Annotated in this window: 18 protein-coding genes and 1 pseudogene; 9 read left to right on the top strand and 10 right to left on the bottom strand. The window is 70.3% G+C overall.

The genetic code is table 11. The features are described 5' to 3' along the window. Nucleotides 1–181, top strand: a 181-nt coding sequence (locus ACTMTF_RS45000; RefSeq protein WP_441116224.1) for a hypothetical protein, incomplete at its 5' end; no start/stop codon positions are given. Nucleotides 182–273: 92 nt separating this feature from the next. On the opposite strand, the gene ACTMTF_RS44995 is transcribed toward ACTMTF_RS45000, so the two are convergent. The 3 genes and pseudogenes from ACTMTF_RS44995 to ACTMTF_RS44985 form a co-directional block, all read right to left on the bottom strand. Then, nucleotides 274–1,062 carry a dienelactone hydrolase family protein gene (locus ACTMTF_RS44995; RefSeq protein WP_441116223.1) on the bottom strand — a complete coding sequence of 263 codons (789 nt, stop codon included), beginning with the start codon at nucleotides 1,060–1,062 and terminating at the stop codon, nucleotides 274–276. A gap of 259 nt (nucleotides 1,063–1,321) precedes the next feature. Next, nucleotides 1,322–1,834 (bottom strand): GNAT family N-acetyltransferase, encoded by a 513-nt coding sequence (locus ACTMTF_RS44990; RefSeq protein WP_441116225.1) that lies wholly within the window; start codon nucleotides 1,832–1,834, stop codon nucleotides 1,322–1,324. Nucleotides 1,835–2,152: 318 nt separating this feature from the next. After that, nucleotides 2,153–2,662 (bottom strand): annotated as a pseudogene (locus ACTMTF_RS44985) (class I SAM-dependent methyltransferase); the annotation flags it as partial. A gap of 396 nt (nucleotides 2,663–3,058) precedes the next feature. On the opposite strand from ACTMTF_RS44985, the gene ACTMTF_RS44980 reads away from it, so the two are divergent. Continuing rightward, nucleotides 3,059–3,523: a nitroreductase family deazaflavin-dependent oxidoreductase gene (locus ACTMTF_RS44980; RefSeq protein ID WP_397017618.1), complete on the top strand. Its 465-nt coding sequence runs from the start codon at nucleotides 3,059–3,061 to the stop codon at nucleotides 3,521–3,523. A 117-nt stretch (nucleotides 3,524–3,640) separates the two neighbouring features. On the opposite strand, the gene ACTMTF_RS44975 is transcribed toward ACTMTF_RS44980, so the two are convergent. Then, complete coding sequence (locus ACTMTF_RS44975; RefSeq protein WP_441116222.1) at nucleotides 3,641–4,120, bottom strand: MarR family winged helix-turn-helix transcriptional regulator; 480 nt, start codon at nucleotides 4,118–4,120, stop codon at nucleotides 3,641–3,643. Between the two features lie 109 nt (nucleotides 4,121–4,229). On the opposite strand from ACTMTF_RS44975, the gene ACTMTF_RS44970 reads away from it, so the two are divergent. The 3 genes from ACTMTF_RS44970 to ACTMTF_RS44960 all read left to right on the top strand — a co-directional run bounded on the left by ACTMTF_RS44970 (nucleotide 4,230) and on the right by ACTMTF_RS44960 (nucleotide 5,704). Next, nucleotides 4,230–4,406, top strand: a complete 177-nt coding sequence (locus tag ACTMTF_RS44970; protein ID WP_441116221.1) for a hypothetical protein — start codon at nucleotides 4,230–4,232, stop codon at nucleotides 4,404–4,406. Between the two features lie 102 nt (nucleotides 4,407–4,508). Further along, on the top strand, nucleotides 4,509–4,862 hold the full coding sequence (locus tag ACTMTF_RS44965) for a nuclear transport factor 2 family protein (protein ID WP_441116220.1): 354 nt from the start codon (nucleotides 4,509–4,511) through the stop codon (nucleotides 4,860–4,862). After that, nucleotides 4,859–5,704, top strand: coding sequence for an oxidoreductase (locus ACTMTF_RS44960; protein ID WP_441116219.1), 846 nt, complete (start codon nucleotides 4,859–4,861; stop codon nucleotides 5,702–5,704). The genes ACTMTF_RS44965 and ACTMTF_RS44960 overlap by 4 nt, the downstream gene beginning before the upstream one ends. A gap of 110 nt (nucleotides 5,705–5,814) precedes the next feature. On the opposite strand, the gene ACTMTF_RS44955 is transcribed toward ACTMTF_RS44960, so the two are convergent. Next, nucleotides 5,815–6,765, bottom strand: a complete 951-nt coding sequence (locus tag ACTMTF_RS44955) for an AraC family transcriptional regulator (protein WP_441116218.1) — start codon at nucleotides 6,763–6,765, stop codon at nucleotides 5,815–5,817. 74 nt (nucleotides 6,766–6,839) lie between these two features. On the opposite strand from ACTMTF_RS44955, the gene ACTMTF_RS44950 reads away from it, so the two are divergent. Beyond that, nucleotides 6,840–7,838 carry an SDR family NAD(P)-dependent oxidoreductase gene (locus ACTMTF_RS44950; RefSeq protein WP_441116217.1) on the top strand — a complete coding sequence of 333 codons (999 nt, stop codon included), beginning with the start codon at nucleotides 6,840–6,842 and terminating at the stop codon, nucleotides 7,836–7,838. 10 nt (nucleotides 7,839–7,848) lie between these two features. On the opposite strand, the gene ACTMTF_RS44945 is transcribed toward ACTMTF_RS44950, so the two are convergent. From ACTMTF_RS44945 to ACTMTF_RS44935, 3 genes are all read right to left on the bottom strand, one after another. After that, nucleotides 7,849–8,376, bottom strand: a complete 528-nt coding sequence (locus ACTMTF_RS44945) for a GNAT family N-acetyltransferase (protein ID WP_441116216.1) — start codon at nucleotides 8,374–8,376, stop codon at nucleotides 7,849–7,851. A gap of 69 nt (nucleotides 8,377–8,445) precedes the next feature. Further along, nucleotides 8,446–8,919, bottom strand: a complete 474-nt coding sequence (locus ACTMTF_RS44940) for a pyridoxamine 5'-phosphate oxidase family protein (protein WP_441116215.1) — start codon at nucleotides 8,917–8,919, stop codon at nucleotides 8,446–8,448. Nucleotides 8,920–9,007: 88 nt separating this feature from the next. Next, a complete protein-coding gene (locus tag ACTMTF_RS44935) occupies nucleotides 9,008–9,547 on the bottom strand; it encodes an ATP/GTP-binding protein (protein ID WP_441116214.1) in 540 nt (179 codons plus the stop codon). 116 nt (nucleotides 9,548–9,663) lie between these two features. Between ACTMTF_RS44935 and ACTMTF_RS44930 the strand changes: the two genes are divergently transcribed. From ACTMTF_RS44930 to ACTMTF_RS44920, 3 genes are all read left to right on the top strand, one after another. Further along, nucleotides 9,664–10,044, top strand: coding sequence for a bacteriocin fulvocin C-related protein (locus ACTMTF_RS44930; protein ID WP_441116213.1), 381 nt, complete (start codon nucleotides 9,664–9,666; stop codon nucleotides 10,042–10,044). 65 nt (nucleotides 10,045–10,109) lie between these two features. Further along, a complete protein-coding gene (locus ACTMTF_RS44925; protein WP_441116212.1) occupies nucleotides 10,110–10,988 on the top strand; it encodes a helix-turn-helix domain-containing protein in 879 nt (292 codons plus the stop codon). Nucleotides 10,989–11,064: 76 nt separating this feature from the next. Beyond that, nucleotides 11,065–11,481, top strand: coding sequence for an SRPBCC family protein (locus ACTMTF_RS44920; RefSeq protein ID WP_441116211.1), 417 nt, complete (start codon nucleotides 11,065–11,067; stop codon nucleotides 11,479–11,481). Between the two features lie 91 nt (nucleotides 11,482–11,572). On the opposite strand, the gene ACTMTF_RS44915 is transcribed toward ACTMTF_RS44920, so the two are convergent. Both ACTMTF_RS44915 and ACTMTF_RS44910 read right to left on the bottom strand, forming a co-directional pair. Further along, complete coding sequence (locus tag ACTMTF_RS44915) at nucleotides 11,573–12,352, bottom strand: SDR family oxidoreductase (protein WP_441116210.1); 780 nt, start codon at nucleotides 12,350–12,352, stop codon at nucleotides 11,573–11,575. Between the two features lie 43 nt (nucleotides 12,353–12,395). Continuing rightward, nucleotides 12,396–12,521 (bottom strand): hypothetical protein, encoded by a 126-nt coding sequence (locus ACTMTF_RS44910; protein ID WP_441116209.1) that lies wholly within the window; start codon nucleotides 12,519–12,521, stop codon nucleotides 12,396–12,398. Nucleotides 12,522–12,619 lie beyond the last annotated feature (98 nt).

The following is a 12,619-nucleotide window of genomic DNA, read 5'->3' as shown; positions in this document are numbered from 1 at the left end:
CCCGGAGTCCTTCAAGGTCCTCATCAAGGAAATGCAGTCGCTGTGCCTCAACGTCGAGGTGCTCTCCAGCGACGGCACGTCCATCGAGATGCGTGACACCGACGAGGACGTCTTCCGCGCCGCGGAGGAACTCGGTATCGACCTGTCCCGGCGTGAGCCGAGCAGCGTCGAAGAAGTCTGACGGTGCGTGACCCGCGGAGTTCGTGAAGCGGCCGATGCGGAGGACTTCAGACGGGGTGGTGGGAGCAGCGCGACCCTCACCACCCCGCGGCCTCAGCGCCCTTCGACGCCGGCGCTCGACCCGGCCGGCTCCGCAGGAGCGTCGCCTCGCAGAAGGTGACGGGTGAAGAAGCGTTCCGAGCTCTCGAGCTCGAACGCGGGCACGCCCGCGTGGCGGCCGGGGTTGGCGTGCAGCGTCTTCTCGCGGGAGGAGAAGGCGCCGAACAACGCCAGGCCCGCGTCACGCGGAACCAGCTCGTCGTCCCACTGAAGCAGGAACTCGACCGGCACGGTCACCCTGGCCGCCGCCTCGGCCAGGGGTTCGTGGCCCGCCAGGCCGAAGACGGCCGCGGTGATCCTCGGCTCGGCCGCGGTGAGCGGCACGCCGATGGCGCTGCCCAGCGACACGCCCCAGAATCCCACCGGCCCGCCCGCGCCGACGAGGTCGAGTCTCTGGAGGGCGTCCAGAGTCGCCTGCCACTCCGGAACGGCCCGCGCCGCCAGCGCCGCGTTGTGACGGGCGACATCCGGGCCGAGGGGCTCGCCTGCGGCCCGCCGTTCCCTGATGCCCGCGGTGATCCGTTCGTCCTGCTCTGTTCTCGGCCGGTCGCCGTGGCCGGGCGCGTCGATGGCCGCCACCGCGAAGCCGTGGGCCGTCACGTAGCGGTGCGCCCTGGCCACCAGGCCCGCGGCCCGCTTGTGCTGTCCGCCGCCATGGCCCAGCAGCACCAGGGGACGGCTGCCAGTGGCGTCGAGGGGTGACCAGAGCACGCCGGGGACGTCGCCGAGGGTGAAGAGACGTTCCGAGACGCCGTTCGAGGTCGTCTCCGAGATGAAACGCATAGGTTCGTTGCCTTTCGGGATGCCTGTGGGCACTCCCGGGGCCACCTATGTCAGATGGACCGCACAGCCATGGGGGAGGGGAGCACCCAGCCTGATACAGCGTTGATGGGTCTCACCTCCTCGGGCCGGTCACGTACGGAGGAACGCTATCAGGGGCCCGCTCAGCGGCGGAGGGCGGGCCACACCGTCACTTCCCGCCACAGAGATCGGAACGACCGGTGAGCGACCCCGTCTGCGGCTCACCGGTCGTTTCGATGGATCAGACTCCGAAGGCGGCCGGGTAGCGGATGGTGCCGGACGGCACGGGCCGGGTGGGATCGAGGGCGAGCGCCATCATGTACTTGTCCTCGACGTCGAAGGGCGGCCGGATGGCGTGGCCCGAGGCGGGGACGAAGCCGAAGCGGGGGTAGTACTCGGCGTGGCCGAGCACGAGAACGAGGTTCTCGCCCTGCTGCCGGGCGGCGTCGAGGGCGGCTTGGACGGCGGCCGAACCGGCGCCGCGCCGCTGGTGCTCGGGCCTGACGGCGCACGGGCCCAGGGTGAGCGCCGCAGAGCCGTCAACGTGGCATCGGGTGAGGAGCGCGTACCCGGCGATGGTGCCGTCGGGTGCCTCGGTGACCCAGGACAGGCCGGGGATCCACGCCGCCGGGTCGGCGCGCAGTGCCTCGACCAGGTCCGCCTCCAGGGGGGTGGGGAAGGCGGCGAGGTTGACCTCGCGGATCCGGTCGAGGTCGGCGGCGGTCTCGGGACGGGTGATCCAGGAGGTGGTCATGGCAGGGTTCGCATCCGTTTCTTCGCTCGCCCGCGGGCGCAGGACGTAGCCGGTGTACTGGTAGTCCATGCCGTGCTCGTGGCGCATGGTGATCTCTCGCAGGGTGGCCGTGACCGCTTCGCGCATCCCGGCCACGGTCAGGTCGGCCGCGTGGGCTCGTGCCGACAGCGGCGTGTAGTACTCCGCGAACCAGTCGCGGTCGGGGAGCGGGTGCAGCGCGGCGACGGTGTATCCGGCAGCGCGCGCCGCGGCGGCGTTCCGGTCCTGGGTACGCAGCGCGTACTGCCCGTCCCAGAACGCCCGCCCCTCGGCGGACGGTGAATCGGTGGCCCACTCGCACTCGGTGACGACCAGCGTGCCGCCGGGGGCGAGCAGCCGCCGCCAGGAGCGCAACGCGGTGTCGAAACCGATGGTGTAGACGGATCCTTCAGCCCAGATCAGGTCGAAGCTCTCATCGGGGAAGGGCAGCTCCGCCATCGACGCCCGGAGCGTACGGATGGCGTGACCGACGCCGCGGGCGGCGGCGGCTTCGGTCAGCTCGTCGAGGAACGGCTGGTGCAGGTCCACCGCGGTGACCTCGGCGTCGGCCTCCTCGGCCAGCACCAGGGCGGCGCGGCCCGGCCCGCAGCCGAGATCCAGCGCGCGCGGGCGCGGCGGCAGCGGTCCGGCCAGGGCGAGCAGGCGGCGGGTGGTCGCGTCGGAGCCGGGCCCCTGGCGGGGCAGGCCGTGGTGCAGGGCGAAGAACGCCGCCGCGACGGGACCGGCGATCGCGTCGTGCGGGGCGACGGCCGTGCCATCGTCGGAACGGTCTGTGAAGCGGTTTGACAACGTGAGACCCTTTGCGGGAAGGGGCCCCGACGAGACGCAACCGTCACCCCCGCCTCGGAAGCCGGACGGCTACGGCGAGGGGAAGAAATGGGTCAGACCGGGGCCCGGGACGTGAGGAATGTCCGGGCGCTGCGCAGGGCAGCGGTCTTCACCGCGGTCATCGAACCTCACCTCCCTCTCACCGGAATCCAACACCGAACAGCCAGGAGCCTAGCAGCCCCGCCACGAGCTTCTGCGCCGGAGGGGCGGAAGCGTCGTGCCGGCCGGCCCTGTGGGAGATGAGCGACGAGCGAGCCGGCGGGGTCGTCAAGCCGAGCAGGAACGGAGAAGCGCCCGCGACCGAGTCGTACCTACTGTGTCCGCCATGGACGTCACCTCGACCGATGGGAGTAGCCAGTGACCCAGGACCAGCGGGCAGGCAAGCGCAAGCCCGGTACGCCGGGAGCGTTGTCGCGGTGGATGCAGCGGAAGGCGAACGCCCGGATGGTTCGCAAGATCCGGCGTGGCCGCGGCACGTTCATGGGCATGGACGTGCTGATCCTGAACACGGTGGGCCGCCGGAGCGGGCAGCCGCGGGAGACGCCGGTGGCGTGGTTCGCCGGCGGCGAGGACGGCTGGCTGATCGTCGCGTCCGGCGGCGGGAGTCAGCACCCGGACTGGCATGCCAACCTGATGGCGCACCCCGGCCGGGCGTCGATCGACCTGCCCGGCCGCGGCCCTGTCCCGGTGACGCCACACGTGCTCGACGGCGCGGAACGAGAGCGGGCATGGCAGCGCATCGCCGCAGCCCAGCCCCGCATCGCGAAGTACCAGAGCAAATCCGACCGGCGGTACCCGGTGGTCCGGCTCACCCGCCGGTGACTCCGGTGATCGCCGGGTTGCGTGACCTGCGCCCCGACCTCGCCGCCTTCCAGGAATCGGTCGTGACCGACCACTACGACCAGGTCACCGACCTGCCTCGGCGAAGATGCCGGACCGTCAGGCGTCCTGCGTCTCGGTGGCGGTGGCGTGGGCGCGGTGCGTCGCGGCGATCACACGCGTCAGCGACCGGTGCAGGTGCTCGAGCTCTTCGAGGTCCATGCCGAGCCGGGCGACGATGGCCGGGGGGATCTTCTCCGCTTCGGCCCTGAGCTGCCGGCCGGTGGGGGTGAGGGTCACGGCCAGGGCGCGTTCGTCCTTGCTGTTGCGCTCGCGGCGTAGGTAGCCCAGGGCTTGGAGGCGCTTGAGCAGCGGGGACAACGTGCCCGGGTCGAGCTGGAGCAGCTCTGCCAGCTCCTTGACCGACAGGGGCTCGTTCTCCCAGAGCGCCAGCATGACGAGGTATTGCGGGTGGGTCAGCCCCATGGGTTGCAGCAGCGGCCGATACAGGCCGATCACGCTGCGGGAGGCGATGCTGAGGGCGAAGCACACCTGCCGGTCCAGCGCCAGGAGATCTGTTGCCTCTCTCACAGCGGCCATGCGCGCACTCCTCCGATGAACTCTGGTAAATTAGTTGGTGTACAAATCAATAGTACACCAATATATGCCACGCAAATCGAATGCGGGCCCGGCCCCGGGAGGGACTCCCATGTTTCACCGCAAGCCGATCGAGGAGCGCATCGCCGAGCGCCAGGCCAAGCTGCCTCCCCTGAAGGAGGGCAAGCACTTCGAGCACGGCCCGGCCAAGTTCGTGTTCGTCGCGCTGCTCACCGCCGTGGCGGCCATGCACATCGTCGGGCTGGCCGTGGTCATGCACTTCTCCTGAGTGCCGTGGACGACCTCCGCCCAGTCACTGCTACTATCGAAGTGAGTCGATTCGATTTCAGAAGTGACTGGTACGTCCGCTCTTGACCTGCGAGGAACACCGATGCCACAGAACCAGGCGATCGCCTTCGATGCGCTGCCCGGCGCCATCACCGCCTACCTGAAAGCCCATCGCGACCACGACACCACGGCCCAGCTGGACCTGTTCGCCGCCGATGCCACAGTCGTCGACGAGGGCCAGACCCACACCGGGACCGCCGCCATCGCCGCGTGGATGGGGGATGCCTCCGTCGCCTACACGTACACGATCACGCCGATCGCGGCGGAGCGGTCAGGTGAGGAGGACTACACCGTCACCCAGCACCTGGCCGGTGACTTCCCCGGGGGCACCGTGGACCTGCGCTTCCGCTTCTCCCTGGGCGACGACCGCATCCGCCACCTGGTCATCGAGCCATGAACAGGACCTGGTTCATCACCGGAGGCACGCCCGGCGGATTCGGCATGGCCTTCGCCGAGGCGGCCCTGGAGGCCGGCGACCGCGTCGCCCTGACCGCCCGCAGACCCGCAGAGCTGCGCGACTGGGCCGAGCCGTACGGCGACAGGGTGCTGACGCTCCAGCTCGACGTCACCGACACCCGGCAGGTCCACCAGGCGGTGGCCGCCGCCGAGGCGCACTTCGGCGGCATCGACGTCCTGGTCAACAATGCCGGACGCGGGTGGTACGGCTCGGTGGAGGGCATGGACGACGCCGCCGTCAGGCAGCTGTTCGAGCTGAACTTCTTCAGCGTCCTGGCGGTCACCCGCGCCGTCCTGCCCGGCATGCGCGCCCGGCGCGACGGCTGGATCGTCAACGTCTCCTCCGTCGCCGGGCTGAGAGGGGTGCTCGGCTTCGGTTACTACAGCGCGGCCAAGCATGCCGTCGAGGGCATGACCGACGTCCTGCGCCAAGAGGTGGCGCCGCTGGGAGTCAAGGTGCTGGCCGTGCAGCCGGGGGCCTTCCGTACCCGCGCGTACGCCGGATTCGCCGGCGAGCCGGTGCGAGAGAGCATCGAGGACTACCGGCCGATGCTGGAGAGTGTCCGTACGGCCATGATCGAGCAGGACGGCGGCCAGCCCGGTGATCCCCTTCAGGGGGCGCGGGCCGTCGTGGCGGCGATCGATCAGGACGACCCGCCCCGCCGCCTGGTGCTCGGGGGCGGCGGATACGACGCGGTGATCGAGGAGCTGGAGAGCATGATCACCGAGATCCGCGCCCACGAGAGCGTCTCCCGCTCCGTGGATTTCGCCCCAGGCGGATGACCCGACCCCGGTTGCGCGCCCTCGATCACGGACGGGCACGGCCGCTGGATCGGTGCCGGCCCGGCAGCGGCCATCGTGCCGGTCGTTCTTCTCGACCGGACTTTCTCGCATCACCGCGGATGAGCCGGCCGGATCCGTTCCGGGGTCGCTGGGCCGCGCACCCGGTATCGGTAGCGCAGCGGTGATTCGCCCACCTCCCGTTTGAACGCGGTGCTGAACGCGCTCTCCGAGGTGTAACCCAGCTCGCCCGCCAGCGAGCCGACGCGGACATCGCCGTCACGAAGAGCTCGCTGCGCCAGGAGCATCCGCCAGCGGTTGAGATAGGTGAGCGGTGGGACGCCCGCCACGGTCCTGAAGCGTTCGGCGAACGAGGTCCGCGACATCGACGCGGCGCGGGCCAGTTCCTCCAGGCCCCACGGCTTCGCGGGGTCGGCATGCAGGAGGGTGAGCGCCGGACGCAGCCGTTCGTCGGTCAGCAGGCGCAGCCATCCCGGGGGCAGCTCGGCCTGGCCGACGTAGGCGCGCAGCACCTCGAGCAGCAGGAGCTGGCCGTACTGCCGGATCGCGAACGCGGCGCCCATCCGGTTCCCGGTCACCTCGTCGAACAGCCGGTCGAGACTGCCGCGCAGGCCGGTCGCGGCGGCGGCCGATGCCCGGACGTGTCCCACCGGCGGAAGCGCCTGCAGCAGCAGCGCCCGGCCGGCCGGGTTGATGTCGACCGAGGCGCCGATGACGACGTCGTCGGTGCCGGGGTCGGCGCCGACGAGCCGGGTGAAGTTCTGCTCGGGCAGGATCTCCTGGCGCGGTCCGTCGCCGGCGCCGCCCTCATGGTGCAGCCACGACCGGTCGTTCAGGATGGCGACGTCGCCCGGTCCGAGCTCGATCGGCTCGTCGATGCCGTCGGTGATCAGCCGGCCCCGGCCGCACACCATCGCGATGAGCTTCAGCGGGTCCTGAAGATCGGCCCGCGCCACCCAGGGGCCGCGCACCGCGAAACCGCCCGACACCGCGCTGTGGACCTCGACGACGTCGAACACTTCCGACAGGTGGTCAGCGGCCATTTCCGTACTATCGCGCAAGAAATGCGGACTGACAACTATTCAGAGTGTGGGAGGCCGTACGCAGACTGGAAGGCATGACACACAAGCAGCACCCCTTGAAGTCGGGTTTCACCGCGGCGTCGACGGCCGGCGAGGTTCTCCGGGGCATCGACCTGTCGGGCAAGAACGTCGTCGTCACCGGTGGCCACGTCGGGCTCGGCCTGGAGACCACCCGTGCGCTCAGCCAGGCCGGCGCGTCCGTCACCGTGGGCTCGCGGAACCCGGACCGCGCCGCCCCCGCGCTGGCCGGAGTCGAGCGCGTCGAGATCGGCCGGCTGGACCTGCTCGACCCGGCGTCGATCGACGCCTTCGCCGCCCGCTACCTCGATTCCGGCCGTCCGCTCCACATCCTGATCAACAGTGCCGGCATCATGGGCGGTCCACTGGTACGGGACGCGCGCGGCTACGAATCGCAGTTCGCGACCAACCATCTCGGCCACTTCCAGCTGACGTTGGGCCTGCTGCCCGCGCTGCGCGCCGCGCACGGCGCCCGGGTCGTCAACCTGACGTCCGGCGGCCACCGGCTCTCGGACATCCGCTGGGACGACCCGCACTTCACCACCGGTTACGAGGGCCACCTCGCCTACGGCCAGTCCAAGACGGCCAACGTCCTGTTCGCCGTCGAACTGGACCGCCGATGGGCCGCAGCGGGGATCCGCGGCTACGCCGTGCACCCGGGCATCGTCGTCAGCACGAACCTGGGCAACTCGATGCCCGAGGACCAGGTGCGGGCCATGAACCTGGCCATGGGGCTGATCGACGCGTCCGGCCGGCCGATCATCGACCCCGAACGTGAGAAGAAGACCGCGGCCCAGGGGGCCGGCACCATCGTGTTCGCCGCGACCAGCCCGCTGCTCGCCGAGATCGGCGGCGTCTACCTGAGGAACAACGACATCTCATCGCTGGACGAGGCCCCGGAGCCCATCGCCTTCGGTACCGAGCCGATCGTCTCGTCCGACGTCGTGCCGCACGCCATCGACCCGGTGTCGGCCCAGCGGCTCTGGGAGCTGAGCGAGCAGCTGATCAAGGCGTAGGCAAGGCGGCTCATGGGCCTTCCGTCCGCGTGGCACCCGGCTGCCGCACCATGTAGACGTCGATCGGGTCCTGGGTCTCCACGGTGAACCCGTGACGTTCGTACAGCCGCTGGGCGGCGCTGCCCTGCAGGACGTTCAGGCGGACGAGCGCGTGGTCGGCATCGATGCGCTTCAGCAGGGTCCGCAGGACGGCCGATCCGAGTCCCCGGCCCTGCAGGGCCGGAGCGAGATAGAAGTGCTCGAGCCATCGCCCGTCCTCGGCCGGGCGCACGGCGACGCAGCCCGCCAGGGCGCCGGCGGCCACGATGACCGAGGTGTGCTGCGGGGAGAAGGAATCCCGCAGCCGCTGCCTGACCCGATGCTCGTCGAACCGTCCCAACCGTGTCAGGTCCGGCCGCATCACCGTCGCCCGCAGCTCCGCGATCACCTCGACGTCGGCCGGCTCGGCGGAACGCAGCGCCCACGCCAGGGGACGGCCCGGCTCGGTCCCCGGCGGCTGGCCCCGCCGTGTCCGGTCCGTCCTCGCGCTCGTGTCCATGGTCGGAGTATCCCAGCAGGCCGGTCCCGCCACGGCACGGTGACCATGCACCTCGTCACCGTCCCGAGGTCAACGAACCGTGTCCGGTTCGTTGAGCCACCTGCCGTCGAGCATGAGATCGCGTTCGGCGAGCTCGTTCACCTCGCGCCAGGCCTGGATCTGGCGCGGGACGACACGGAAGTAGGGGTAGGCGCCCCGCTGCTCGCGCGGGTCGAAGCCCGACTTGGCGGCGAAGGCGTCGCCCACCTCGGCCGGGAGCTCGGCGGCGGGGATCACGTCGCGCAGTTCGGCGTCGATCAGGACGACGTCGCGCGTGGGACCGAGCGCCACCCGGACCTTGCCGGTGGCCTCCAGGAACCTGGCCGTCGGGTTGGTCCTGGCCGTGGAGATGAGCAGGGCCTGGCCGTCCCAGAGGAACGACAGCGGCATCAGGTACGGCAGGCCGGCCGGATCGGCGGTGGCGAACCAGGCGTCGACGTCGCGTTCGAGCCGGTCCAGGGTGTCCCGGATACGGCGGTCGAGGGTGCGGGCAGGAGGATTCACGGTGGTCAGGGTAGCGCCCATCGGTCAGCACCAGGACCCGGCGATCTGCCGCGTCGAGCCGGTTGAACAACTGGCGGCAGGCGTCGTTTCACGGGGTGGGCCCGGAGATCACTGAATGGACCGCGGCGACGCGGTGGGCCAGGTCGACGGCGGAGACGTCGATGAGTTCATAGCCGAACGCGCGGTAACTCTCTTCGTGGATCTTCTCAAAGGCCAGCGATTCCTGGAAGCTGATCCGCCGGGCCGCGGTCGGCTCACAGAACCCCAGATTACGGACGAAGAGCACTTGTCGCTCGTAGATCCTTTCTGAGGTGATCCGTTCGAGCTCCGCGGTCAGCGCCGGGGACACCGGCCACCCCAAGTAGGTGGCGAGGGCATGGGTGCAGACCGGCGACCGGTCGAACACCTGAACAGGGCCAGTGGCCGCCAACTGACGCTGACGCTGCAGCGCGACGATCTCGTCGATGAAGGACGCCTGAGTCCACGGCTGCTCCTCGCCTCGCGCCTGCGCTTGTGCGATGACCGCCGTCGCCGCCTCCTCGACGACCTCATGGCCGAGCCCGCCCAGGCGACGCAGGATCGATGTCTTGCCCGCGCCCGGCGTGCCGGTGAGAACGTATCGCCGCATGTTCGGACAGACCTTTCGTGCAGACGGGAAACGGCAGGGGGAGCGTCAAATGGGTCGCGGCCGGCGTTCCATGGACCGTATCTTCAGCCCATCCCTTATCGTTCCGGCAGGAGATCATGAACGAAGACCAGCATGCGCAGGCAGGCGGCGACGATCGTCTCTCTGAGACCTATGACGAGTTCATCGCCCATCCCATGGCCCGCAGGCGCGCGATCTACGGCCGGCTCTCAGCGGGGACACGCAGCCGGCTATGGCTGGAGCAGCTCATTCGATACCGAGCCACGCACCCGGAGCTGACGGCGGAGCAGCGGCGCATCCTCGACGAGATCGAGGTGACCATGCGCGACGAAGAGATTTTCCGGCCGGGCAGCGGACCCGACCCGGAACTCGACCGGCTCAGCGAGGTTACCATCACCGCGTTCGGCAAGGACGAAGCCCGCAAGCTTCTGGCCACCCTCGGACCCGAAGACATCGGGGGAACATGCGCCATCAGATGATCGGCCCAGCCGGATCCGCCGATCGCGCACCCAGCAGAGAGGTGACCGCTGACTAGACTCGGGGGGTGTTCGACTCGCCTGACTTCGATCTGGCGTCCTATGCCGGCTTCGACACCTCGGCGTACGTGCGGCACACGTACAACAGCTGGGACGACGCCGGGTGGCGATCACTGCTCGTCCAAGGCTTCGACCACGCCGCCGAAGCCGAGCACCTTCCGCTCCCCGCGGTCTCCGACCTGCATCTCGTGCTCTGCGTGGCGGGGAACGCGGACGTGCGGATACACGCCGGTGGGAAACCGGTCCGGCGCCGCTGGGTTCCGGGCCATCTGGAGATCATGGTCCCTGGCCGCGCCACCACGGTCAGCTACCGGGCGACGTCCAGGTTGAGCACCGTCCAGGTGCACATCCCCGCGCCGACCGTCCAGCGGACCACTGGAGCACTGGGCGGTCATGAGCCCGACTTCGAGGCGCTGTCCGCCGGCCTGGGGGCCGGGGATCCGGTCGTCGAACAGGTGCTCCGCTCGCTGGCGGGCACCAGCGGCGTCAGCGACCTGTACGCGGAGTCCGCCGCGGCGTTCCTCGCGACGCACCTGCTGACCCAGGGCGAGAGCGAGCGCCTGCCCGGTCCCGAGCACGCCGCCGTCCGGGCGGGCGTCGCCATCATGCGGGAGCGTCTGGCAGAGCCTCTGACGCTGGCCGTCATCGCCGCCGAGGTCCACCTGAGTGTCTACCACTTCGTCCGCGTCTTCCGGGAGGCCACCGGCCAGACGCCGCACCGGTACCTCACCCGGTTACGGATCGAGCAGGCGCAGCGGCTGCTGTCCACCACGTCCCTCAGCATCGAGCGGATCGCCCGGCGGTGCGGGTTCGCCAGTCCAGGCGCGTTGTCGTCGGCCTTCCTGCGCCAGACCGGTGTCCGCCCCTCGGCGTACCGCAAGAATTGATCGATCATCGTCAATCGCGCGCATGTCCCCGGAACGCGGCCGTGCCTACGTTTGGGGCATGCCGTACTCCTTTCGTGTGACCGCACGCTCGCAGGCCGCCCCTGACGCCGTCTTCGCGGCGCTCACGCACGCCGCCACCTGGCCGTCGTGGTCGCCGATCGACTCCGCCGACGTCGAGGACGGCGACCCCGGGGACCGGCAGCAGGTCGGCGACACCAGGATCTTCCGCACCGGCCGCAACGTCGCCCGGGAGCGGATCGTCGAACTGATCACCGACCGGCGGTTCGTCTACGACAACGCGGGCGGGCCCTTCCGGTCCTACCTCGGGACCGTCGATCTCGCCCCCGCACCCGGAGGGGGCACCGACATCACCTGGTCCGCCACCTTCGACCCCAAGATGCCGCTCTCCGGTGGTTTCTGGCGGTGGTACCTGACCCGTTTCATGCAACGTATGGCTGACGGTCTCGCCGCATATCCCACGAACCCGGGTTGACCTGGTCAGCCGCGTAGTCTCACCGGGAGAGCGGTCAAGCGGCTACGACCGCGCCCGGCTCGTGGTGCGGGAGCCGGGCGGTGGGCGCAGGTCAGACAGCCTGCGCGGTGGGCAGGATGGTGATCTCGGTGAGGTTGACGTGGCGTGGCGAGGCGGCGACGAACGCCACGGTCTCGGCCACGTCGGCCGACCGCAGCGGGTCGATCTCGGTGAGCAGCCCCTCCATGAGGGCGCTGGCGTCAGGGTCCGTGACGTGGCTCGGCAGCTCGGTGTCGACCATGCCGGGCTCGACCGTGGCCACCCGGATGTTCTTGGGGCCGAGCTCGACGCGCAGCAGCCGGGTGAGATGGCTGATGTAGGCCTTGGTGCCGGAGTAGACGGAGAACTTCTCCAGGATCCGGGTCGCCGCGATCGAGGACGTGGTGATCAGGTCGGCGGTCCGTCCCGCGTCGGCGGCGGCGGTCAGGTGCGGCAGGAAGGCGCCGATGACGTTCATGACGCCGGTGATGTTCAGGTCGATCTGACGCTGCCAGTCGTCCTGCTTCAGGTCGGTGATCGGCGAGATGAGCTGGACCCCGGCGTTGTTGACGACGAGGTCGGCGGTGCCGAGCCGCGCGGCGACCTCGGCCGCCGCGTCACGGACGGCTTCCCGGCCGGTGACGTCGACGGGGACGGCGAGCGCGGTGCCGCCGGCGGCGCTGATGGACGCGGCCAGGTCGTCGAGCCGGTCCTTGCGCCGGGCCAGCACGGCGACCTTCGCGCCGAGCTCGGCCAGCCGCAGCGCGGTGGCGGCGCCGATGCCGCTGGAAGCGCCCGAGACCACGGCCACGCGGTCGGACAGCGGGGTTCCGGTGAGCAGAGCGGCGGTCATGACAGAAACCTCCTGAGTGCGAGAACTTCCTGATCGGACGGGGTCAGGCGGCGGCGTCGTGTGCGGTGGCCGCCGACTTCTCCCGCCAGGAGGCCACGTCCCGGTCGATCTGGTCCGGCTTGACCCGCAGCCGGTCGAGGGTGTCGGTGCCGGCCCAGTCGAGGGTCACATGATCGGGCGCGCCGTCGTAGTCGGGCCGGCAGCGACAGCGAGCCGGCGTCGAGGAAGTCGGTCATGACGGTGTCCTTTCGTTCCGTCGACTTGGTC

It is taken from the genome of Nonomuraea sp. ZG12 (genome assembly GCF_052068115.1).
Lineage (GTDB): Bacteria > Actinomycetota > Actinomycetes > Streptosporangiales > Streptosporangiaceae > Nonomuraea.
This window is presented reverse-complemented; position numbering and strand designations above follow the sequence as displayed.